The sequence below is a fragment of the Psychrobacter sp. R86515 genome (assembly GCF_042466315.1).
GTDB lineage: Bacteria > Pseudomonadota > Gammaproteobacteria > Pseudomonadales > Moraxellaceae > Psychrobacter.
The window spans coordinates 187894-210382 of the sequence record NZ_JAXHCC010000001.1; the positions used below are offsets into that span (position 1 = coordinate 187894).

Annotated in this window: 21 protein-coding genes and 1 pseudogene; 13 read left to right on the top strand and 9 right to left on the bottom strand. The window is 42.5% G+C overall.

Features of this window, described 5'->3' with window-relative positions; translation table 11 throughout:
• Nucleotides 1–115: 115 nt before the first annotated feature.
• Both SJY28_RS00750 and SJY28_RS00755 read left to right on the top strand, forming a co-directional pair.
• Nucleotides 116–2332: an SEC-C metal-binding domain-containing protein gene (locus tag SJY28_RS00750; protein ID WP_379543088.1), complete on the top strand. Its 2217-nt coding sequence runs from the start codon at nucleotides 116–118 to the stop codon at nucleotides 2330–2332.
• Between the two features lie 3 nt (nucleotides 2333–2335).
• Nucleotides 2336–3618 (top strand): annotated as a pseudogene (locus SJY28_RS00755) (IS256 family transposase).
• 142 nt (nucleotides 3619–3760) lie between these two features.
• Here SJY28_RS00755 and SJY28_RS00760 read toward each other — a convergent pair.
• Nucleotides 3761–4042 carry a DUF503 domain-containing protein gene (locus tag SJY28_RS00760; protein WP_379543089.1) on the bottom strand — a complete coding sequence of 94 codons (282 nt, stop codon included), beginning with the start codon at nucleotides 4040–4042 and terminating at the stop codon, nucleotides 3761–3763.
• Nucleotides 4043–4171: 129 nt separating this feature from the next.
• On the opposite strand from SJY28_RS00760, the gene SJY28_RS00765 reads away from it, so the two are divergent.
• From SJY28_RS00765 to gorA, 3 genes are all read left to right on the top strand, one after another.
• Nucleotides 4172–4960 (top strand): threonine/serine exporter ThrE family protein, encoded by a 789-nt coding sequence (locus tag SJY28_RS00765; RefSeq protein WP_379543090.1) that lies wholly within the window; start codon nucleotides 4172–4174, stop codon nucleotides 4958–4960.
• Between the two features lies 1 nt (nucleotide 4961).
• Entirely contained in the window at nucleotides 4962–5414 is a 453-nt protein-coding gene (locus SJY28_RS00770; protein ID WP_160022269.1) for a threonine/serine exporter family protein, read from the top strand.
• A gap of 174 nt (nucleotides 5415–5588) precedes the next feature.
• The gene (gene gorA / locus SJY28_RS00775; RefSeq protein ID WP_379543092.1) at nucleotides 5589–6953 is read left to right on the top strand and encodes a glutathione-disulfide reductase; all 1365 of its coding nucleotides are present in this window, start codon (nucleotides 5589–5591) and stop codon (nucleotides 6951–6953) included.
• A gap of 100 nt (nucleotides 6954–7053) precedes the next feature.
• On the opposite strand, the gene SJY28_RS00780 is transcribed toward gorA, so the two are convergent.
• Nucleotides 7054–7641, bottom strand: a complete 588-nt coding sequence (locus tag SJY28_RS00780; protein ID WP_379543093.1) for a hypothetical protein — start codon at nucleotides 7639–7641, stop codon at nucleotides 7054–7056.
• Between the two features lie 417 nt (nucleotides 7642–8058).
• On the opposite strand from SJY28_RS00780, the gene SJY28_RS00785 reads away from it, so the two are divergent.
• Nucleotides 8059–8220: a hypothetical protein gene (locus SJY28_RS00785; RefSeq protein WP_227511163.1), complete on the top strand. Its 162-nt coding sequence runs from the start codon at nucleotides 8059–8061 to the stop codon at nucleotides 8218–8220.
• Between the two features lie 44 nt (nucleotides 8221–8264).
• On the opposite strand, the gene SJY28_RS00790 is transcribed toward SJY28_RS00785, so the two are convergent.
• Nucleotides 8265–8888 (bottom strand): GNAT family N-acetyltransferase, encoded by a 624-nt coding sequence (locus SJY28_RS00790; RefSeq protein WP_379543094.1) that lies wholly within the window; start codon nucleotides 8886–8888, stop codon nucleotides 8265–8267.
• A 366-nt stretch (nucleotides 8889–9254) separates the two neighbouring features.
• Nucleotides 9255–10904, bottom strand: coding sequence for an FAD-dependent oxidoreductase (locus tag SJY28_RS00795; protein ID WP_379543095.1), 1650 nt, complete (start codon nucleotides 10902–10904; stop codon nucleotides 9255–9257).
• A gap of 243 nt (nucleotides 10905–11147) precedes the next feature.
• On the opposite strand from SJY28_RS00795, the gene truD reads away from it, so the two are divergent.
• Complete coding sequence (truD, locus tag SJY28_RS00800) at nucleotides 11148–12473, top strand: tRNA pseudouridine(13) synthase TruD (RefSeq protein WP_379543096.1); 1326 nt, start codon at nucleotides 11148–11150, stop codon at nucleotides 12471–12473.
• A gap of 105 nt (nucleotides 12474–12578) precedes the next feature.
• On the opposite strand, the gene SJY28_RS00805 is transcribed toward truD, so the two are convergent.
• Together SJY28_RS00805 and SJY28_RS00810 are read right to left on the bottom strand one after the other, a co-directional pair.
• Entirely contained in the window at nucleotides 12579–14036 is a 1458-nt protein-coding gene (locus SJY28_RS00805) for a diguanylate cyclase (RefSeq protein WP_379543097.1), read from the bottom strand.
• Nucleotides 14037–14329: 293 nt separating this feature from the next.
• Nucleotides 14330–15211: a PHP domain-containing protein gene (locus SJY28_RS00810; RefSeq protein WP_379543098.1), complete on the bottom strand. Its 882-nt coding sequence runs from the start codon at nucleotides 15209–15211 to the stop codon at nucleotides 14330–14332.
• A 291-nt stretch (nucleotides 15212–15502) separates the two neighbouring features.
• Between SJY28_RS00810 and ispZ the strand changes: the two genes are divergently transcribed.
• The 6 genes from ispZ to SJY28_RS00840 all read left to right on the top strand — a co-directional run bounded on the left by ispZ (nucleotide 15503) and on the right by SJY28_RS00840 (nucleotide 20370).
• Nucleotides 15503–16054, top strand: a complete 552-nt coding sequence (ispZ, locus tag SJY28_RS00815) for a septation protein IspZ (RefSeq protein ID WP_379543099.1) — start codon at nucleotides 15503–15505, stop codon at nucleotides 16052–16054.
• 104 nt (nucleotides 16055–16158) lie between these two features.
• Complete coding sequence (locus SJY28_RS00820) at nucleotides 16159–16485, top strand: YciI family protein (protein ID WP_379543100.1); 327 nt, start codon at nucleotides 16159–16161, stop codon at nucleotides 16483–16485.
• Between the two features lie 56 nt (nucleotides 16486–16541).
• Nucleotides 16542–16931, top strand: a complete 390-nt coding sequence (locus tag SJY28_RS00825) for a hypothetical protein (protein ID WP_102091916.1) — start codon at nucleotides 16542–16544, stop codon at nucleotides 16929–16931.
• Nucleotides 16932–17055: 124 nt separating this feature from the next.
• Nucleotides 17056–19107 (top strand): tRNA (5-methylaminomethyl-2-thiouridine)(34)-methyltransferase MnmD, encoded by a 2052-nt coding sequence (gene mnmD / locus SJY28_RS00830; RefSeq protein ID WP_379543101.1) that lies wholly within the window; start codon nucleotides 17056–17058, stop codon nucleotides 19105–19107.
• Nucleotides 19108–19208: 101 nt separating this feature from the next.
• Nucleotides 19209–19643, top strand: a complete 435-nt coding sequence (locus SJY28_RS00835; RefSeq protein WP_379543102.1) for a secondary thiamine-phosphate synthase enzyme YjbQ — start codon at nucleotides 19209–19211, stop codon at nucleotides 19641–19643.
• Between the two features lie 82 nt (nucleotides 19644–19725).
• Nucleotides 19726–20370 (top strand): hypothetical protein, encoded by a 645-nt coding sequence (locus SJY28_RS00840; protein WP_379543103.1) that lies wholly within the window; start codon nucleotides 19726–19728, stop codon nucleotides 20368–20370.
• Nucleotides 20371–20513: 143 nt separating this feature from the next.
• Here SJY28_RS00840 and SJY28_RS00845 read toward each other — a convergent pair whose 3' ends face one another.
• The 3 genes from SJY28_RS00845 to SJY28_RS00855 all read right to left on the bottom strand — a co-directional run bounded on the left by SJY28_RS00845 (nucleotide 20514) and on the right by SJY28_RS00855 (nucleotide 22473).
• Entirely contained in the window at nucleotides 20514–21191 is a 678-nt protein-coding gene (locus tag SJY28_RS00845; RefSeq protein WP_379543104.1) for a DUF4112 domain-containing protein, read from the bottom strand.
• Nucleotides 21184–22101, bottom strand: a complete 918-nt coding sequence (ubiA, locus tag SJY28_RS00850) for a 4-hydroxybenzoate octaprenyltransferase (RefSeq protein ID WP_379543105.1) — start codon at nucleotides 22099–22101, stop codon at nucleotides 21184–21186. The genes SJY28_RS00845 and ubiA overlap by 8 nt, the downstream gene beginning before the upstream one ends.
• A 129-nt stretch (nucleotides 22102–22230) precedes the next feature.
• Nucleotides 22231–22473 (bottom strand): hypothetical protein, encoded by a 243-nt coding sequence (locus tag SJY28_RS00855; protein ID WP_379543106.1) that lies wholly within the window; start codon nucleotides 22471–22473, stop codon nucleotides 22231–22233.
• Nucleotides 22474–22489 lie beyond the last annotated feature (16 nt).

A 22489-nucleotide genomic window follows, 5' to 3' on the forward strand; every position in this document is an offset into this window, starting at 1 on the left:
GTGGCTTTTTTTTGGTTATAACGAAAGAACTGAAATTATAGATCATAATTAATAGCGCTAAGGTAATTTACTATGGTAGCCTTTACTAAATATAGACAAATGTAAAGGAATAGCAGTGTTCAATAAAGACAGGCAAAGAACAGAAGCGGAGGTCTTTAGTGATCTAGAATCATTGTGCCAATCTGATGGATATTTACACACTATTGCGTACTTTTGTTTTAGAGATAATGTTGTACGATGTGGCGAAGAAATACAGAAGGAGGATTTTTTAGAGCAGTATGGTACGGACAGACTATTACGCATTGAAATATCTACGCTAATCGGTCTTGCATTTAAAGTTGAATTAAACGTGAACTTGCCAACCCCTGCTAAAATGCAAGAGTACATAGAAAAAACAGAAACTTTTCTTTTAGAACTTCATCATTCAATGATGCCTGATATCTCAGACATGTCTAGATTAGATGCTAATAATAAACCAGATAAGAGTTACAACCCTTTTAATAAAGGTGCTTTTCTAAGAGAACCTATATTTTATGGAGGAGAATCAGCTTATCACTTTCAATACAGAGATTTATCAAAGTTAAAATATAAACATGATGAAGATTGGCTGATAAGAAACAAGGGCTATTCTTTAGAAGAATTGTTCATAGTAATTGAGGCTATAGGAGACTTACAACTCAAAAAAGTCAACAATATTCTTACTCAATTTCTCGAAGAGCATCCAAATCAATGGTCTTTTTTAGCTCCTTATACGTTTACAGTAGATGAGATTTATCTAGCGGTCTTTTCCACTGTATCAAAATCTACAGTAGACTTAATTGTTAATTCCTTTGTCTCCATAGAAAATTACACATTTGAAGCACTCGATGATTTCAATCCCAAAAATGCTTTTCCAATTATAAAACTAGATACAGATACTTACTTATTATTCCAGAATTATACTTTGTTAGAAGCATTATATGAATCTCCTTTCTTCTGGTTTTGGGATGACAAGTTATATCGTAGTCAGGCTATGATAAATAGAGGTAATTTTACAGAAGAATTTTCTTTAGATAGACTAAAAAGTGTTTTTGGAAGTACTAGAGTTTTCCAAGGTGTCAACATTCTTGAAAAAAAGGGTGTAGTTGCTGGAGAAATAGATATTTTAGTTTTATTTGGTAATAGAGCCATTATATTACAAGCTAAATCTAAAAAACTTACTATAAGTTCACGGAAAGGAAATGATCAATCTTTACAGAGCGACTTTAAAAAAGCGGTGCAACATGCTTATGACCAAGCTTATTTTTGTGCCGATTTATTACTACGCAGTGAATACAAGCTTGTAGATATTAATAACAATGAAATAGATATTTCAAGTACTAAATTTGAAGAGATTTATCCCGTATGTATCGTATCAGACCATTACCCTGCACTTTTCTTCCAAGCTAAACAGTTCCTAAAATATCACGAGACAGAAACAATAAAAGCACCCTTCATAATGGACGTCTTCTTCTTGGATGTGTTTGCTGAAATGCTAGATTCACCACTATATTTCTTAAGTTACCTAAACCGTAGAACTAACTACTCACAGGAGTTAATGGCACATCATGAAATGAACATACTAGCCTACCATTTAAATAGCAATTTATGGCTAGATAAAGGGATGAATTTAATGCACATCGGAGATGACTTCTGTGCAGAACTTGATATGGCAATGCTCACTCGTAGAGACGGATTAGACTCTATACAAACTCCTGAGGGTATACTTACAAAATATCAAGATACTACAGTTGGAAAATACATCTCTAATATTGAAAGGATGAATAACTCTAGTACATTAGATTTTGGATTACTACTATTAACAATTAATGAAAATTCTATTCGACAGATAAATGATGTCATCGACCTGATATGTAGTAAGAGCTTAGTAGATGGCAAAAATCATGATTTTACAATTGGGTTTGAACATGCAGATGGTGAAGGGTTAACAATTCATTGCAACTACGACGATTATACAACTGCTAAAGTAAGATTAGAGAACCACGCCAGAAAAAGAAAATACTATACAAAGTCCAAAAAATGGCATGGTATATGTATCGATCCTAAAACTAAAAAAATTAATTTTGGTATATATATAGACTCTCCTTGGAAATACTCTCAAAAGATGGAACAAGAAACATCTCATATGGCAAAACCATTGGCAAATTTCAATCCTACAACTAGAGTTATGCCTAAAAAAATCGGAAGGAATGAAAAATGTCATTGTGGTAGTGGAAAGAAATATAAAAAGTGTTGCTTATGGGAGTTTCCTAAAAACTGTGTAACTGCTTATAATCCATTAACAGGAGAATAAGCAATGACTACTCAATCTGACATTAAAAAATTGGCCGAGCAAATGGCTGGTAGCATGAAAAGCTTTGATGACATCAAAGACTTCCAAAAGCAGCTCATGCAATCCTTTATCGATACTGCCTTAGAGGCTGAGATGGAAGACCATCTCGGCTACCCCAAGCATGAGAAAGCAGATAAACCAAACAAGCGCAACGGACACACTAAAAAGACCGTCCGCAGTGATACAGGCGATCTTGAAATCTCTACCCCAAGAGACCGTGATAGCAGCTTTGAGCCTGTACTCGTTAGTAAGCATCAAACCCGTATCTCAGGTCTCGATGATAAAATCATATCGTCACTACAGGCATAGCCTTCCGTCTTGCGCTTCGGGCAAGTGTGCCCCACACACTTGCTTATCCTCGCTCATACGCCAAGGGTCAAACCACCACTGAGATCGTAGAGAGCATTAAAGAGCTCTACGATGTCGACATCTCAAGCTCTCTTGTCTCAAGAGTCACCGATAACATATTAGAGGACATCACTGCTTGGCAGAACCGGCCGCTGAGCAGTGTTTATCCTATCGTCTATCTAGACTGCATCGTCGTGAAGATACGTCAAGACAAGCAGATCATCAACAAAGCCATTTACTTAGCCCTAGGCGTTAACCTTAACGGTAAAAAAGAGCTGCTTGGTATGTGGCTCTCAGAGAATGAAGGCGCTAAGTTCTGGCTAGGTGTTCTTACCGAGCTTCAAAACCGTGGCGTACAAGACATCTTAATCGCTTGTGTTGACGGTCTAAAGGGCTTCCCTGATGCCATTAACACCGTCTATCCAAAGGCACAGGTTCAGCTGTGTATCGTACACATGGTGCGCTATTCAATGAAGTTTGTACCGTGGACGGATAAAAAGGCCGTAGCGGCTGATTTAAAGGCCATCTACGGCGCTGATACCCTTGAGATGGCAGAGGCCAATCTTGAGCACTTTGATGAGACTTGGGGCAAAGATTACCCGCACGTGGTCAAGTCTTGGCGCAATAACTGGGAGGGCTTAACGGTGTTCTTTGAGTATCCGAAAGACATCAGAAAAGTGATTTATACCACCAATGCGATAGAGTCGCTAAACAGTGTGATTCGGACGGCAGTGAATAAGCGTAAGGTGTTCCCATCTGATCAGGCAGCATTCAAAGTGGTGTACTTAGCCACCCAGCAGGCGTCTAAAAAGTGGGCGATGCCAATCCGTAACTGGACGTCTGCTCTGAATCGTTTTATGATTATGTTTGATGACCGTATCAGTAAGCATTTAATCTAAATGGCAGTTACACAGAATCTGGGATGGTCTCTTGCTTATAGCTTTCCAGCTCTTGTTTAAAATTATAACTTATGCTTTTTATATAATAGTTGTCATGAGACATAGTTTAGTCCTGATTGCCTCTCTATAAAGACGCCGTAGACTAAACAAACTCTCTTTCAACATTCGTCAACCGTGCATCTACCGTACGTTCTAGCTTTTCCTCAATTTGACTACATTGCGACTCGACCTCACGCTTAGACAGTCCAACGATCACAAACGTCCACTCGCTAGCATCATGCCGATCACGCTTGCCGCTCTCGCATACCGCGAAACTTGGCGTATTGCCAAAGCGCGCATGCAAGCCGCCCATACGGTGGCGTTTTTCTTTTAGCGAGCCACAACCGGGCAATGAAAACGTCAGTGTCAAAATAGCGATATGCATTTTATGCTCCTTGCCAAAAAGTTTATCCTTTATAGTAACATCAAATATAATATCCAATAATGCCTGCGCGTCAGCATCCAGACCCTTTATAATAGCGTATCAATACCAACCAACCTGCGTATCTCACCCATGACCTCTATCAGCTACGTAAAGCAGCAGCGCATTACTCGACTATGCGTGCGCTGCGGATTACTCCTTATGCAGTATGGCGCTGAGTCTGCCGTAGTGGTGGACTTGTCCAAACGCTTGGGGCTTGCCTTGGGAATGAACAGCGTCGAATGTTCGCTGAACTTTAACGCCATTACCTTGACGACTATCTGTGACGAGCGCTGTATTACCACTACCAGAGATACGATCAATCAGAGCATCAATGTCAATCTATTGGTACAAATCCAACAAATCGTCAATAAAACCGAAGCCACTGTCGATCATAATGACTTGATTGACCGCACTACCCTTGCCTTTGATGAGTTGGATAAGACCGTATATCCGACGTGGCTCGTAAGTATATTTGTTGGTGCCTCATGTGCCGCCTTTGCTTATCTGAATGGTGGCAGCTGGTCGATTACGGCGGTGACATTCATCGCTGGCATGGTAGCGATGTTTACTCGGATCTATTTGTCCAAACACCACTTTAACCCTTTTATCACGGTCATTGTGACGGCATTTATCGCTTCACTGATTGGGGCAACGACCTATTACTTTGATATTGGTAACAATGCCGATATTGCTGTTGCCTCTAGCGTATTGCTACTAGTGCCCAGTTTTCCGTTGATTAACTCTTTATCCGATATCTTAAAAGGCTATGTCAATATTGGTGTTGGGCGTGCGGTCTTTACCTATATGCTGACCTTGTCCGCGTGCGTCGGTATCGTAATGGCACTGGTTTTACTTCGCATACAGCACTGGGGGTTTTAAGATGTGGTTTATTAAAACCGTCGTACTGTCTTGTATCATTACCCTTGGCTGGACGCTGATGTTTAGCGTACCCAAACGCTATATTCTGCCTTGTTTGCTGATGACAGCGTTTGGCTTTGGGTTAAAGACTGCCCTTGTTTATCAACACATTCATATCGTGGTTGCCAGTTTTTTTGGCGCGATGCTTGCTAGCTTTTTGGGTGTGTATTTTTCTAAGAAATATACCCTACCGCCCAAAGCGCTCATCTCGCCTAGCGTCATCTGTATGATGCCCGGTATCGCCGCCTATAAGGCGATGGTCAGTATGGTGCAGATTGGTTACTTTGGCTTTTCAGACGAGTTATTTAGCCAAATGATGGTGTACTTGTTTGAAGCGCTGTTTGTGACCTCAGGATTAGTACTTGGCTTGTCTATCCCGGGACTATTATTTTATAGACGTCGCCCTATTGTATAAATGGGTTTGAGTGGATTTAAATATCCAGATGTTGGGCTTTTCTTAACCAAGCCCTGTTGATACTCTAGCGATTCAACATACGCCAACCATAAAAAACTTGTAAGATGGATGATAAGACCCATTACAGTAGAGTCAGAAACAGCACCCATAACAACTTAATAAAGAGACCGTATTATGACCAAACATTATGACTATATCTCTATTGGCGGTGGTAGCGGCGGCATCGCGTCACTCAACCGTGCAGCCAGCTATGGCAAAAAATGCGCCATTATCGAAGCCAATCAATTAGGTGGCACTTGTGTGAATTTGGGCTGTGTGCCCAAAAAAGTAATGTGGTATGGCGCGCAAGTGGCTGAAGCCATCCATAAATATGCACCAGACTATGGTTTTGATGTCGACGTTAAAGGTTTTGACTTCCAAAAGCTGGTACAGAGCCGTCAACAATATATCGAAAACATTCACCGCGCTTATGACAATAACTTGGCCAAAAACGGCGTCGAAGTGATCAAAGGCTTTGCTAAGTTTGTCGATACCAATACCGTAGAAGTGAATGGCGAGCTGATTACCGCAGACCATATTTTGATTGCTACGGGCGGTCATCCTATTCAGCCAGATATCAAAGGTGCAGAATACGGCATCGACTCTGACGGCTTTTTTGCGTTAAATCACTTGCCAAAACGTGTGGCGATTGTAGGTGCAGGATATATCGCTGTCGAGATCGCAGGCGTGTTAAACAGTCTGGGTGCCGAAGTGCATTTGTATGTACGTAAACATTCACCACTACGTACGTTTGACCATACTATCGTAGAGACTTTGCTGATAGAAATGGAACAAGCTGGCATTAAGTTACACACCAATACGGTGATCAATGAAGTCAATAAAAATGAAGATGACAGCCTTGATTTAACCACCAACGATGGCGGTGAAGACTGTATCGATACTGTTGACTGCTTGATCTGGGCGATTGGTCGCGCGCCATCAACAGACGGTATCAATCTGCAGGTGACAGGGGTTGCGACGACTGAGACTGGTAAAATCAAAGTCGATAAATTCCAAAACACCAACGTCGATGGTATTTATGCGGTTGGTGATATTATCGAGAACAGCGTAGATCTAACGCCCGTAGCGATTGCCGCAGGTCGTCGTTTATCCGAGCGTTTGTTTAACAATAAGCCAAATGAGCACTTAGACTATACGTTGATACCGACCGTGATTTTTACCCATCCAGCTATCGGTACGATTGGCCTGTCTGAAATCGACGCGGTAGAACGCTATGGCAAAGAAAACATCAAATGTTATACCTCAAGCTTTACCGATATGTATAGCGCGGTCACTCAACATCGTCAAAAATGCACCATGAAGCTGGTATGCTTGGGCGATGATGAAAAAGTCATTGGCCTGCATGGCATTGGCTTTGGTGTCGATGAGATGATTCAAGGATTTGCCGTCGCGATCAAAATGGGTGCGACTAAGGCTGATTTTGACAATACGGTTGCCATCCATCCAACTGGTTCAGAAGAGTTTGTGACGATGCGTTAAGCGCTATCAAGTTAGTACTAAGTATTAGGCTTTAGACAGATTAGGGTCAATATTGGCTTGTAGGTTGGACAGACATTATGACTTCCAGCCTACATACTATTTATTGATTAGGGATATTATGTGTTGTTAAGAAACTAAACATATCATTAGCAAATGAATTCCAATATGGTTGCACCTGACTTAGTTCAGAGTTTGGTTCTGATATACGTATTTTGAATAACTTTCCTTTATCTTCAGTCAAGTATAGTGCTGTTGAAGTATTTAATCCTTTATTGACTACTGTGGCATAAACTTTACCAGTCGACTTTTGACCTGTAACCTCATAGTCTTGTTTAATGATATTAAAATTCTTGTATAATCCCTGACTTTCCAGCTCTCTAATATCAGCTACTGCACTAGAGGTCATAGCTTTGACAATATCCCCATGAGTCTTATCAATCAACTGCTTTGGTACAGGATAAACATAAACATCAGCTAACCCATTAGATTTTGTTCTGTATCTTAAAAGATATCCCAAGCTTTCACTTGGATAAACTTTTGAGTCTGAATATACAAAATTGTCTATTGATGATGGTGCTTGATTAATTAAGCCGACTGGACTACTAGGTTGATATATAGAGTTTGTTGTAGAACAAGATATTACTAAAAATGGTAATACAACAATCAGCAGGCCTTTCAAGATATTCATTTTTACTCTCCAATACTTCAATAAACAGAAATAAATTCTTATATTAAATTAAGCTTATAACGCCCACTGTAGGGTTAGATACGACCTTGCTAGTGTAAGTTATACTCCTAACTCTATTTGCAATGGCTAGCTTGCTCGTATCATTACAAAGTTTTTTAAACAATGCATATTATGCTATATATTTCTGTAATGTTTCCATAAATATACAGATATATTTCTGATAAACCCAGCTTAATTTCTTATTTTCCGTTCACTTTATCGATTACTGGCTTTGTGAGTTAATTACTTTTAAATTTGTAAGGATTGCCCTTACAGACAGCATAACCCCGTTGCTGTTATGATGCGCTTAATACTGACCGTTGAGAGATGACTGTGTGGCAGGTGTACTTATTTATATTACCGATTGGGCTTGGGATAATGACCTTGGCAGCAAGCCTATTGTTTTTGTTCGCTTATCTGATGTCGGATGATAATGCCACGCGCTTGCCCGCATTTAACTGGTTCAAGCGCTTGATTATTGTGGCATTTATGCTGCTGAGTATCGGTCTATTTATGACTTTTGGACATTTTTGGGGTTGAGCGAGATAGAATATTTTTTAGTGTTTTTTACTAGGCCAACTTGATTAGCTAACGATTTTTTCTAGTTCTAATAGCTCTAAATCATCACGCTTTGGCTCGCCATTATTGCCATCGTTTGGAAACGGCATTTTATTACCATTGAACTGATAACCACGGCGCTGATAGTAAGCCAAAAGCTCAGGACGATGACTTAGTATAGACATGGTCAGACGGCTAGGCTGACTCAGTGACTGTAAGTGGCGATCTGCAAAGGTCTCAGCCGCTTGTAAAATCACATTGCCAACACCCTTCCCTTGTAGCATAGGATGTACCGCAAACATACCGATATAGGCTTTTTTATTTGAGTCAGCATCGGTTTTGATATCGACAGCGATACAGCCGAGTATTTCATCCGTTTCTTCTCCATCACGGTCGCCTGTTGTGGTTTTTGGATAAACAAAATAATAGTGATTAGGATCATTGATTACGGCAGCGAGCTCCGCTGATGTGGTCCTGATACCGCCGATTAAGTCGGCCTCATTGGTCCAGCCTGCTGTCTCGCGATAGCAGCAGTTCAATAACTGCTCAAGTGCGCCAATATCCTCTAATGTCGCTTCACGCAAAAATACCGACTCTTTATCAAAATGGTCTGTGTTTATATTGCTGTTATTTATATTATTTTCGCTCATATTATAATTTTTCCTTTTCCGTCTATGTATAGTTGCATTCAAATAATTTCGATACAAGAAAACCGAGTGCAAGTTATACATTAGTATACTTAATGAGGGTGACGATGTAGCGGACTTATGTGGATTTAGCCATATAAAAAACTGACTTAGATCACTAAGCCAGTCTAGGGCATGTCCTTAATTAGATTGTGCGGCTTAAAATGAGAAAAATTATAGATAAACGAGGAAGAAATTGCCGTTAATATGAACATATTTGCAAGATTTCTGACGATGTTTAGCAAAATTTAGTCATTTTAAGACCACTAAATGTATTGATGTGCTAATTGATAACATGCCCCAAATACTAATACTTATTGCTTGATAGTACTATCGCGATAGTGCATGCGCTTGCTCAATAATATCGAGCCCTGCATTAAGCTGTGCGCGCGTCGGTGCATGACCACGGCGTAATAGCTCAGAGAAGGCAACCAGCTCTTTGTCACGTCCAAGCGTACTTGCTGCACTAGCCCGTGTATCTTCGCCTTCATCATCAAAATAGTATTCGATATAATCATGCGTATCTGGCGTACCAAATAGGATATTGTGATCTGGTGTCTCGGCATGACCGCTATAGCGTAGGCTCTTGCCATATTGCATGGTCCAAAAGAACGGAATACGCGCCTCTAATGAATCAATACTGTCATCATTTAGGATTGCAGCAGCCGTGACCATGCCATGCTGCAGCGCCACGCGCCAATGCTCGATACGCATGCGACCCATTTGGTTGGTGGCTTTAGCGATATCACCCAACGCATAGACGCCATCGCGCAGCTGTAGATGCGCATCGACTTGCACACCATCTGGATCGTTAACTGCGCTCAATATCTCTGTACGTGGAGACACGCCAGTACCCAATATCACGATATCGGCATCAATATGCTCACCATTCGCCAGCGTGACACCGCCTACATTAGAGAAAGCCTGATTATTGTTATCTCCATCCTTGTCCACTTGACGGTCAACCTTAGTAATTTCATTGACGGTTGCGTCAAACACAAAGTTAATGCCCTTCTCTTCATGTAATTTAATTAAGGCGTTACTCACCGTTTCAGAGACAATATTGCCCATCACACGGCTACCTTGCCCAATCACTGTAATAGAAGCTGTCGTGCCTGCTTGCGCTAATGCCGAAGCGGTCTCCATACCGATAAAACCTGTACCGATGATCACCACACGCTGGTCATGACTGGCCGCTTTAATTAATTTGGCATCACTCATGCTACGTAGCGTATATACGCCATCTATCTGAGCACCTTTGATAGGTGGTAAGTTTGGTTTAGCACCAGTGGCGACGACCAAGAAGTCTGCAGTTTGTTGCTCGCTGTTGCCCTCATTATCCTCTATGACGACGGACGCTTCATTGGGTAGCACTTCGCTAACCGTTTGGTTGAGGCGTAACTCAATATTGTTATTATTCGCCCAGTCAACACCGCCCAATAGCAGCTTATCCTCGTCCATCTTACCTGCCAAAAACGCTTTGGATAATAAAGGACGATTGTAAGGAGCCTTATCCTCTTTACTAATCAACGTAATCTTGCCGCCATAGCCACCCTGACGCAATTGGTTGGCCGTCATAAATCCTGCACCGCCCCCACCAACGATAATAGTATGGGTGTCAGTTAATTTGTCATTTTCGACCTGCCCCGTTACCTGAGCTGAGGTATCGACTGTCAAATTGTCACCATCATGAATCAGCTCATACTGGGTCAAGCCTTTAGTCGCTATCGGCTCTAATAGGGTGCCGTCGCGACTATCAAAAGTCGCATGATGCCAAGGACAAACTACCCGATTGCCACAGCGTAATCCGTTACCCAAATCTGCGCCCGCATGTGGGCATTTGCCATCGAATGCACGGAACTCATCGTCATCGCGAGTGATTAAAATGATACTATCGTCTTCTTGCTTATACGACTTCATGCCACCGCTTGGAATATCCGCTTTACTGATGGTGACTGTGTTGATCGTTGCGTCGGTCATAATGCTTCCTTAACAGTTATAATGATGTCTGATGACAGCAGGTTGAAAATGACCGTAACCAACCAGACAAATTCAACTTATCCTATTATTTTTAATATGCTATGCATTGATAGTAGCAAGAGCGCCGCGCACACGATGTTTTTTTGTATGTTTGCTGCGTTGCAAAACGTAATTATGCAACTTTGCTTTCCGCACTCTTTTTACTTCTAATCATTATTAATAAACAAAATAAAAGACGACCTTATGACTTCTCAAGATAACCAAAACGAAATAACTACTACTGCTCAAGATAGTTTAGATAGCCAAGCTGCTATTATTGATCCAACAGCTATTGATCCAACAGCTATTGATCAAAACGCTAATGAACAAACAGCCAGTGAGCAAATTGACCTAGCTCATATTGATATTGCCACTATTACAGATACTGCAAATTTGCCACAGCCAAGTTTGCAGCCAATACAGCAAGCGACTTATAAAGCCAATACGACTGATTTTATCGTTAATGAGCTATTGCCATTAGATTTCACTGGTGAAGGTGAGCATTTATGGTTGCATATTGAAAAATCAGGCATGAATACTGCTTATCTGGCGAAACTACTGTCAGAGTGGGCAGACATTCCATTGCGTGACGTCGGCTACTCAGGGTTGAAGGATCGTCATGCGTTGACGACTCAGTGGTTTAGCCTTCGCATACCAAAAAAACAATTACCGCCTACTGAGTTTGCACCAGTAGACATCGGCGAAAATGAGACTGTCACTATCCTTGCGCAGAATTGGCACAATAAAAAACTCAATCGCGGTACGCACCGTGCCAATCAGTTTGTTATTACTTTACGTGATATCCAGTTTGCGAGCGATGGTGACGAAAACGTTGATGACGAAAATAACGTATCACCTGAGCAACTACTATCTGCAAAAGAGGCCGTCGAGCAGCACTTAACGCGCATTGGCAAAAACGGTGTACCCAATTATTTTGGTCCACAGCGCTTTGGACGTCAGGGTAATAACGTCAGAGAAGCTTTATCACTGTTTGCTCGTCCGCCGCGAGAGCCTCGCCCACAACCAAAAAAGAGCAAACGCAAGCGTGCCCCGCGCGAGCAAAATACGATGGAATTGTCTGCTGCACGTAGCTTGATATTTAATGAGATATTGGCAGCGCGAGTACGTGATGGCAGCTGGAACACTGGCCTAGCAGGCGAGGTTTTTAATTTAGATGGCTCAGGATCGATATTTACTAGTGAAACACTAGATGATACGTTGCATGCTCGTATTGACAGTGGCGATATTCATCCAACTGCTGTGCTATGGGGCACGGGTAACGATAAAGTTACCGGTAGCGCTGCAGATTTAGAGACCACGGTAGTACAACACAGCCCACTACTCATGCAACTAGCAACTGGATTAGAGCAGCGCGATATTAAGGCGCAAAGGCGAGCGCTACGCCTACCGATTGAGGCGTTAAGCTGGGAATGGTCGGACGATCAGACACTAGTATTAAACTTTACTTTGACTACGGGTAGCTTTGCCACAAGTGTGCTCGCAAGCTTGGTACAGCAGTTGATATATTGATTGGATGGATGAATGAGACTGGCATCTAAATTGGACTAATCAATAGAATATCGGCCATACCGATAATACTTACACAATGTTAGCGGTATGGCTGTTTATGAACGACTAGCGACTTTTGTAAAGCGATTGCTTACCGCCTTCTTTTTCAGCCCACATCTCGTTTGCACTGACAACTTGATTGCGACCACGGTGCTTGGCTTCATATAAGGCTTTATCCGCTATGCTAATAAGTCGTTGGCAGATATCACTAGGCAGCTTTTGCATTGAGGCGATTTTGCTTTCCGCGCGCTGAGTAGCAATTGGCTTGATAAGAGGTGACGTTTGAGCGACAGTCTTTTGCTGTGTGATTGTTTTGTAGCCTTGCGCGATACAAGTTCGTTCTTCATGAGTTAAGGTATATAACCCAAAGCTTGCTGTCACATTAAAATCAGCCAGACCTTCAATCTTCATGACATGCTCAGCAATATTTAGTCGTAATTGCTCAGCTATCACCATAGCACTATCATGCTTCGTGTCTGGTAGTACAATTAAAAACTCTTCGCCGCCGTAACGACTGATGATTGACTCATCTGTTAACGACTGCGATAGCGTCTGCGATATTTCAATCAGAACCTGATCACCTACGTCGTGACCATAATTATCGTTAATCTGTTTGAACCAGTCCAAATCTAACAGCATGACGCTTAAGTCTTGATATTCTCGCACAGTAGCCAAGGCATACTTCATCTTTTTCAGACCGTAGCGGCGATTTTTAAGCTGAGTAAGCTCGTCCTGATTGGCATGTAGAAGGGTCTCAAACCGACTATCATCTAATACCAACAGTAAGGCACGGAACATATAGACGATAAAAATCGCTTTTGGTAGCGCTAAATATAAATGCGTCGACCGCCAAAAAAAGGCCGATGAACGCTGTAACTCGCTGATACTATCCCAATTTAAGACATTATTTTCAAAAGCTAACGCAGCCACCGCATTTTCAGCAGCCATAATCTCGTTGTAAGTTAGATAGTTATGACTTTCAAGCATGGGATGAATGACGGTTAACTGGCGTAAATTAGGCAGACTGATACCAAAGTAAGGTGACATAATCGCTAATAGCATCAAGATAATATGCAGCCAAAACATACGCCAAGCATAGCGGCGCTTAATCAGCATCATGCCAAGCATAGCGCCGCCGACGAGCGACACGCCTGCAAACAGACTGCTGTACCCTATCATCACAATAACAGTAGAAATGTAAGCAGTGTAAACCAAAACCAAAGCTATTTGCCATCTGCTTAAGACAATGTCGTTGTCATTGCTCGAATGAAATAAGCCTTTGACCATGCACAAAAAGAACAAACCGACAAAGCTAATTCCAAGCCATAATGGATATAAATAATGTATGTTCACATAGGTGTTTAACGCATCTTGCTGCCACCAGACATACAAGCACCAGAACCAATGCAATGACACTTCTAACACGATAAATAAGGCCATCAGCGATGTTCGGTCAGCAGCCTGCCACTCAAAAATCATTTGAGAGATTTTGTTGTAACCTAGATGGGATATCGATACAGCCATAGAAGGGCTACCGCAGAGAGTGTAAATACATTAAAAGGTATAAATGCGTTGAATACATAAGCGCTAAAATCAAAGCCAAAGCATATTATTCGCTCTGAAATTTTCATATCAAGTGTTACAAGTTCTGGCCTTATTATCAATCTATTTTACGCATTTATTTCCCAATAATTTCTCTATGAATGTAATTTTGTTTACTTGCCCATTTTTAGCCTTATTCATCATGATAAATAAGGCCCTATCGCTACTGAAAATAACCTTATTAGAAGTAACTGTAAAAAGGTAAATCCTACTCACTAAGCAAGCGTTGCAAAAGACTCCCAAACCCCTTGCTGATCATCATTCAAAATAGGAACGTCGCCCAAACGTCGCCAAGGCATGTTACTACCATGAAAATCACTACCAATAGAAGCCGCAAGACCATGCTCAGCAATGCTACGGTCGACCATTCTGCGGGTACTAATCGGCTCACTAGTGGCTGGTAGTTCACAAGCATCTCCGCCAAGCTGCGCAAACTCTTCGATCAGTTTACGCACGCGTGTCGCTGATAGTTGATATCGCGTGGGATGTGCGAGCACCGCTTTGCCGCCGCAAGCATGAATCAGCTCGATACCATGCTGCATCGTCAATGCCTCAATTGCTACATAAGCAGGTTTATTATCTGCTAGGTACTTATCAAAAGCTTTTTGAACGGTTTTGACTTCACCGCGCTCAAACAATACCTGTCCAATATGGGCGCGCCCGACTGCTTGTGGGTTGCCGCCTGCTTTATCGAGCACTGCTTGCCATAGCTCATCATAATTAATATCTAATAGCTCACTCAATTTTTCAGCGATACGTTGACCACGAGTGGCTCGACTGTCTTGCAGTTGCTGCAGCGTTGCGTGCATTTTTTCGCGATCAGTAAAGTCCAGTCCAAGTACATGAATAATTTTATTGGTGGATTTATTCTTTCCGTAACCACCGCTTAACGTATGTTCACAGCTGATTTCAACGCCATTAATAATCTGCATATTGCAGGCACTGGCAGCGTCTCTCGCCTCGTCAATTCCTGCCAGCGTGTCATGGTCAGTCAATGCCAATACGTTGATGCCCGCTGCATGGGCACGTTGTATGACTTCGGTCGGTGCATAGGTACCATCTGAACAAGTACTGTGGCAATGTAAGTCAATTTTCATAAGCTGAGCCTTAAAGTGTTAAATAAAGTAGAAGTAGAATAAAAGCTAGTGAGCAGACAGTCATTGTTACTACTATGAGTATTGTGATTTGTCTTGCTGATTCTGTAGATTTAGCCGTTATCGTTACTGTATTCGTGTTTATATTTGGCCAGTGGCATGGTCATCAGGCGCAATAAGAAAGTATTACTCTGTAGGTTGCGTATATCGCATGATTATCGTGTTGATTGCTTTTTTTTGGTGCGGTAGACGTGTAAACTACCCCATACGTTTTTGTTGGATATACCCTTTGCTATGAAAGCATTATTAGACTTTATTCCCTTAATTGCCTTTTTTATCGCGGCGCGTTATAACGGTATTTTAGCAGCGGCAGGGGCTTTGCTCGTCGCCACTATTATCGTTTACGCCATTCATTTTATTCGTCAAAAAGGTAAGTTTGATAAGCAGCAATGGGTTGTCTTATTATTAACGATTTTATTCTGCGGCGGCACATTACTGCTGCGTGATGATATTTATTTACGTTGGAAATCGCCCATTATCAATGGTATTTTTGCGTTGACACTATTCGTCAGTGCCGCTATTAATAAGCCATTGATGCAGCTTGCTATGAAAGAGGTATTTACCCTGACGCTTAGCGGCTGGAAAAAGCTAACCGTTGCTTGGGCATTGTTTTTTGCCCTAATGGCTGTACTACATTATATCACAGCGTTCACAATGTCAGATGAAGCATGGATCAACTTTAAGACCTATGGCTGGATTCCAATTATGCTGGTGTTTGTCGTGGCTCAATTTGCCATGTTGAAAAAGCATCTCAACCCTGCCCTAACAGACAAAGCCACAAAATAATTTCTGTTGCCTGGTCATAGCAGCAATCACTTTGTCGCTATGACGTTTATACTAAGCCCACATAAGCTCATCATTACTTTTTTATTATTCACTAAGGAAGTCTCATGTCTTTATTTGCAATCATTGGTCATGACGTGGCTAATAGCAGTGCACAACGTCTGATCACTCGTACTGAACATATTGAACGTTTAAAAGCGCTGCACCAAGAGGGACGCCTCGTTATCGCAGGTCCAACGCCTATCGAGCATGGCAAGAGTGATATGTCAGGCAGCTTAATCATTGCAGATTTTGACTCTATCAAAGCGGCTCAAGCATGGGCAAACCATGAGCCTTACTTACGTGATGGCGTGTATAGTCATGTCGATATCAAACCATTTGTTCAAGCATTGCCAGCACCAACTGATAGCAACAATCAAGTAGCTGCATCGTGATCCAGAGAGTCTCTTTTTCACCTACGCGTTTATACAAAAGTGCCCTGATTGGTCTCATGTTAGTGACAGCCGTTTCGGCGCAGGCTGCACCTGCTGCGCCCATAACACCTGCTGTCGATGCAACCGATCCGACAGCAGTGCTGCCGCTGACTGGCCCAGTAGCGGCGCGCGCTTTGCCAACGAAAAACTCAGCTTTAGATATCAATGATACCTTGGCGGCACAGCTGCAACCATCTACTAAAGCATTGTCAGCTGCCAATCAAGAGCTGCTCAGCCGTAATGCACAATTACAGCGCCAAGTGAACGATTTACAGACTCAAGTAAATGTCTTGGTCTACGAAAGTAAAGGACAGTTGTTTCTATACGGTGCGTTTACCGTTCTGATCAGTCTATTAGTCGGTATTTTTGTCTCGTGGTTAGTATTTGTCCGTCGTGAGCGCTGGTAGCGTAAGCTGTGCTCGCACTGACTTGCATTACTCTACTTCGCTGTGTCTGACCAAATGTCGATATCATTGATTCGTAATAACTGATCGTTTAGCTTCCGTTCCTGATATTTCTAAGAAGTGCCTCATGTCTATCGCTAACTATCAAAACCCTGAACATTTAAACGTTATCACACCTGCCAAGATTGACTGGCAAATGGATGATACTGGCAATATGGTGCCAGTATCAGGTGAGTTTGGGGATGTGTATTTTTCTCATGCAGATGGTTTGGCAGAGACGCGTCACGTGTTTCTAGAGCACAATCAGTTACCAGAACGTTTAGCACACCTTGCACCAAAGCAATGCTTTACGATTGCTGAGCTAGGCTTCGGAACTGGGCTTAATCTACTAGCAACATGGCAATTGTGGCAACAATTACGTGAAACCAATCCGCAATTAGCAACGGCTCGTTTACACTTTATCACTACTGAAAAATTTCCTATACCGCTAGCAGATCTGACCCAGATACTTGCGCTATGGGGTGAGCGTGCGCCTGAGCTAATGGCATTTATTAAGCCACTTTTGGCTGCATATCCGCCCCTGATTTCAGGCTGTCATCGTTTAAGTTTTTCTCATGATAACTTAACTGTCGATATGTGGCTTGGTGATGCAGCGGGAAGTCTAAGCAAACTGGCATTAGACCACTCCCATCAGTATACGCCTTATATTGATGCTTGGTTTTTGGATGGTTTTGCGCCTTCTTGCAACAGCACCTTGTGGGCTGACAGTATCTTTGCCCAAATGCAGCGCCTATCACGCCCTCATACGACTGCCGCTACTTATAGCTGTGCAGGTATCGTCAAGCGTGGACTAAAACAACATGGCTTTCAAATTAAAAAAGTCAGAGGTTTTGGTCGAAAGCGAGAAATGCTAACGGCCATCATGACCAATGTAGAAAATGGTGATACTGATAGTGTTAATGAAGGTCGCGATGCAAAGCAAGAAACGACTTATATCACATTTGATCACACTGTCGTCGTTGGTGCAGGTGTCTCGGGTTTACTGACAGCTTGGTCGCTTGCCAATCGTGGCATTACCGTCACCTTATTAGATAAATCAGCGCCCTTGGCAGGTGCATCGGGCAATCCTAGAGCATTACTTGCGCCCAAAATGACGCCGATTCACCATGTTGACGAGCATCTGCATACCATAGGCTATCTCCATAGCAGCAGGCTATATCGAGACCTTAATCAAACAGCTGTACAGCTTAATACAGCACCGGTACTTGAACCGACTGGCGCCCTTGATTTACTCATAAAAGCCAATATCGGTACAGAACAAATTGCCGACTATCCTGATGAGATGGCGACCACCCTATCGCATGAGCAAGCACAGATTGCTAGTGGCCTGAAAGAGCAGAACTTATCAGAGAACTTATACTTACCTCAGTCTGGTCTGGTCAATCCGCAAGCATTAAAAGACATCGTACTAACTCATCCACTCATTCGCTTTCAGCAATTAGAAGTGACTAAAATCAACGAGACTGAGCAGCAAGTTCGTATCGAAGGTATCGATGGAAACCGTAACACTGTCACGATGACTACTGATAATATCGTCATTTGCGCGGCTTTTGAAAGTCATCAATTGGATCAGCGTATTTTTGACTGTCGTAAAATTCGTGGGCAGTTGTCTTGGTTTACCCCCTCAGCGGAGCAATTAATAAAGCTACCTAAAATACCGCTTAAATATAGTGGTTACTGTGCGCGGTTCAACGCACAGACTGGAGATGATGAGTTAAATACAGTCGTCGCTGACGAGCCCTATTTATTACTTGGCGCAAGTTTTATCCGCAATGACACAAGTACTGACATACGTGATGAGGAACATCAGATTAGCCGAGACAAGCTCATCAATGCTATTCCTGAAATGGCATCTGTCATTCCGGCAGATACGAGTCTGTGGCAGGGACGAGCTGGCATTCGCACCCAAACGCCTGATTACCACCCTATCGTTGGACAATTGATAAATAGTCAGCGGATATGGACAATGAGTGCGATGGGCGCAAAGGGTTATGCATTAGCACCTATTTGTGCTGAAGCATTAGCAGATATGATGCTAGGGTCATTTTCACCACTGTCAGAGGCAATGCTCGCACGTCTATCACCCAATCGTACACGGCTACAGACGCCGCTTGTTTAAGAATAAATGGCTCTTGTGTAAATAACAACAATGCTCTCTACGGTTTATTCTGTCTTATGATATCTTAATTTAATGTCGACTCGAATAATGAGATATACCCCATGAGCTATCACCAAACCACCCTTACTCTACCCGCCTATGCGCGCGGCATTCATATCATTACTCCGAGGATTGAAGAAGCTATTTCTCAGCTGTTACCTCATTCTGATAAGGTAGGGTTGGTTCATCTGTTTTTGCTGCATACGTCAGCCAGTCTTGCGATCAATGAAAATGCTGATCCGGATGTCCGACTAGATACAGAGGATTGGCTTAATAAAATCGCACCAGAAAATCAGCCAGAGTATCGCCATACCTTAGAAGGATCAGACGACTTGCCAGCGCATCTCAAAAGCATGATGCTTGGAGTAAGCTTGACTATACCGCTTGTCGATGGTGAGTTAGGTCTAGGCATGTGGCAAGGTATTTATTTATGTGAGCATAGAAACCTTCAAGAACATGGCGGACAGCGTAAGCTGGTGATTACGGTAAATACGTAATAAGATACTGTCAATAAATAGCAGGTTAACCCTTGCAAATTATCCCATTTACGTAGAGCGCCATTAACGGATAAAGCTGATTATGAATACTTCTGTCTCAAAAATAATACACTCAAATAAGTCTAAGCGTCTATGTATTACGGCTCCTGCTATTTTCTTCAGCCTGTTGCTACTGACTGCTTGTCAAAAAGATCCAGAACCTGAAGCAACTGATACAACTACAGCTGAAACTTCCACGCAAACCACGCCAGTAACGACCAATATCAACGTTGATGAAGCTAAAGATAGCAATGCAGATGATGCTCAAAATGTAGCGCAGACCGATACTGATTCAGAACGTGATATGAGCTTAACAGAGTTAGATAAAGATCTTGGTGATACTACCTCCACGGTAAGTGATAGCGCTGAAAAACCTAATCCAGAACAAGCTATCAAAGGCGCACAAATCACTGATGTCCGTTATAAGAGTGCAGCAGGTGAGAGTTTATCTGTGGTCTTTGAGACTTCGGCAGCTGGTATGCTTAACGCTATCATTACTCGTCCCAACCAGCCAAAAATGACATTGAGCGCACCAGAAGGCCAAGGCAACAATCCTACCTATCAATCAGCTGACGGTAACATCCAACTCGTCAGTCATGCTGGTGGCGGCACTATCGACCTTATCCGAAATAATAAAGTGACTAGCTTTGATGCCGTCAGTGCTGAAGCAGAAGTCATCACTGAATAAAGTCTGAGGCGGCCTTTGTTTCAATGCCCTATTTAAAACCATAAAAAAGGCGGCAAACGTTATTATCGTTGCCGCCTTTTTCGTTTCTGTGTATTGCTCTCTACTGACTTGTCTCTACTGAGCTGTCTAATGAGTGATTGTATTTAACCAAACCCAGTCGATTGCCCAAACATACCGACCAACCAGCTTATCAATGCCCACAGCCCCCAACCGACAAATACAATGACTAGCAGTCCAAGAAAATCAGGGATGTGCAGATATAACCAAGCAACGATTGGATTACGCCAAAAAAACCCAAAGCGGCTTTGCTGTTGTTTGTCTTCTAATGACTGGTGCAAAAACGGTCGATCCATATGCATGGTTTCGGTAATACCATACTCATGATGTAGATGCTCGTGCACAATACCCAGCGTCTTACGGCTAGGGCGAATAAAAATATCTAATAGCGTACCAATGCCAGGTACGATGCCAACGACCATATCAATAAATGCCAATCTAACCGCTGGTGTCATTTTATGAGCAGGCACACCTAACTGACGTCCTAATATAAATGCATAACTGGTCAATGCCAATCCTGCCAAATCTCCTGCTAGTGGAATGGTTGAAAGCGCCGCATCCGCACCCATTCCTTGCTTGGTAAAAGGCAATCGTACTAGTGAATCCATGGTGTTAGCAAATTTTGCCAGTTTACGCTCAGTTGCGATAACTTGCTCGCGAGTTAGCCCATGCTCTGCAAGTTTAGCTTGATAGTTTACGCCTGAGCCATTTGTATCAGACAATTTCTTTGATTTGAATCTCGGCAACTTATCGAATTTATCCATTTAGCGTCGTCCATATGCAAGTAACTGCGATGAGCGCAAAGACATAGCGCCCTACCCAGATATTGGCCAAGAACGCCTGAAAGCAAGCCAAAGGATTGCGACTGGCACAAGCGCTGTTTTGTTTGGCAAACATCAGCGCAACAAGCGCCAATCCAAATACCGGCGTTACGCCTAATGTGGTCGGGGCAAAGTAGTGCCACATAACCACGCCCATCATTAGCAAAAATAGCATCTGTAATATTGAGATGATAATCACATCATAACGACCGAATAGTATCGCCGTTGATTTTACGCCAATCTTTAAATCATCTTCACGGTCAGCCATCGCGTACTGCGTATCATAGGCCACTGTCCAACACATATAAGCTAAGAATAGCAGCCAACACCAAATATCGGGAGCGCCTTGCACCGCCACATAAGACATCGGTATCGCCCATCCAAAAGCAGCTGCTAAAAATACTTGCGGCAGGTGCGTATAGCGTTTCATAAATGGATAAATAAACGCCAATACAACGGCACCAAGCGACCAGTAGAATACAGCTATGGGTAAGAAAAATAGCAGACTGGCACTTAACAGCACCAGTACTAAGAATGCAGCGACGGCTTCTTTGCCAGATAGGCGTCCATCTGCTAACGGTCGTCCTTTAGTACGGGTCACATGACCATCTACTTTGCGATCGGCAAAGTCATTGATAGCACAACCAGCCGCTCGCATAAATATTGCACCAAGGGCAAATATCGCAAATACCTTGATACTTGGCAACGCTGCCGTCATTCCTTGCTGCTGCGCTTGACCCATTGCAGCGAGTAGTACACCCCAAAGCGTTGGCCATAAGAGCAGCTCAATGCCAACTGGCTTATCAAAACGGGTTAGCTGGATGTAGGCTTGTAGCTTGTCTTTAAATGTCATGGCTTTTTATTATCATTAATTGAATACTTTTTATGTGCGCTTATCTATTTCGCTCAGAACAACTAAATCAACTTTTGAAGGGGCTGGTTACTAAATTTTAATAGACTAATTCCTAAGTTAATGGCCTGGTTACTGAATTTGTTGCCATAATTTATTCGCTTCGATCAGTGATAGCTCAGGATATTGCTTGCGCAAAGCTTTTAACGCTGGGACTTTGTCTTTCTTTGCTGCTTGTTGACGTAAAAATACCAGCTGCTCTTGTGGATTGCTCAGCTCTTTTAACCGTGCCTCAAGCCGAAGAATGCGAGTACGCAGCATGATATTAATCAACAGTAAAACTGCACCCATAACCCAAATGATTAACGCTGACATTCCTTGCTCCTAAATC

Bases quoted from the DNA above. Each gene is read 5' to 3' on its own strand.
- SJY28_RS00760 (WP_379543089.1), bottom strand. From the start codon at position 4,042: ATGCATATCGCTATTTTGACACTGACGTTTTCATTGCCCGGTTGTGGC.
- SJY28_RS00765 (WP_379543090.1), top strand. From the start codon at position 4,172: ATGACCTCTATCAGCTACGTAAAGCAGCAGCGCATTACTCGACTATGC.
- SJY28_RS00770 (WP_160022269.1), top strand. From the start codon at position 4,962: ATGTGGTTTATTAAAACCGTCGTACTGTCTTGTATCATTACCCTTGGC.
- gorA (WP_379543092.1), top strand. From the start codon at position 5,589: ATGACCAAACATTATGACTATATCTCTATTGGCGGTGGTAGCGGCGGC.
- SJY28_RS00780 (WP_379543093.1), bottom strand. From the start codon at position 7,641: ATGAATATCTTGAAAGGCCTGCTGATTGTTGTATTACCATTTTTAGTA.
- SJY28_RS00785 (WP_227511163.1), top strand. From the start codon at position 8,059: ATGACCTTGGCAGCAAGCCTATTGTTTTTGTTCGCTTATCTGATGTCG.
- SJY28_RS00790 (WP_379543094.1), bottom strand. From the start codon at position 8,888: ATGAGCGAAAATAATATAAATAACAGCAATATAAACACAGACCATTTT.
- SJY28_RS00795 (WP_379543095.1), bottom strand. From the start codon at position 10,904: ATGACCGACGCAACGATCAACACAGTCACCATCAGTAAAGCGGATATT.
- truD (WP_379543096.1), top strand. From the start codon at position 11,148: ATGACTTCTCAAGATAACCAAAACGAAATAACTACTACTGCTCAAGAT.
- SJY28_RS00805 (WP_379543097.1), bottom strand. From the start codon at position 14,036: ATGGCTGTATCGATATCCCATCTAGGTTACAACAAAATCTCTCAAATG.
- SJY28_RS00810 (WP_379543098.1), bottom strand. From the start codon at position 15,211: ATGAAAATTGACTTACATTGCCACAGTACTTGTTCAGATGGTACCTAT.
- ispZ (WP_379543099.1), top strand. From the start codon at position 15,503: ATGAAAGCATTATTAGACTTTATTCCCTTAATTGCCTTTTTTATCGCG.
- SJY28_RS00820 (WP_379543100.1), top strand. From the start codon at position 16,159: ATGTCTTTATTTGCAATCATTGGTCATGACGTGGCTAATAGCAGTGCA.
- SJY28_RS00825 (WP_102091916.1), top strand. From the start codon at position 16,542: ATGTTAGTGACAGCCGTTTCGGCGCAGGCTGCACCTGCTGCGCCCATA.
- mnmD (WP_379543101.1), top strand. From the start codon at position 17,056: ATGTCTATCGCTAACTATCAAAACCCTGAACATTTAAACGTTATCACA.
- SJY28_RS00835 (WP_379543102.1), top strand. From the start codon at position 19,209: ATGAGCTATCACCAAACCACCCTTACTCTACCCGCCTATGCGCGCGGC.
- SJY28_RS00840 (WP_379543103.1), top strand. From the start codon at position 19,726: ATGAATACTTCTGTCTCAAAAATAATACACTCAAATAAGTCTAAGCGT.
- SJY28_RS00845 (WP_379543104.1), bottom strand. From the start codon at position 21,191: ATGGATAAATTCGATAAGTTGCCGAGATTCAAATCAAAGAAATTGTCT.
- ubiA (WP_379543105.1), bottom strand. From the start codon at position 22,101: ATGACATTTAAAGACAAGCTACAAGCCTACATCCAGCTAACCCGTTTT.
- SJY28_RS00855 (WP_379543106.1), bottom strand. From the start codon at position 22,473: ATGTCAGCGTTAATCATTTGGGTTATGGGTGCAGTTTTACTGTTGATT.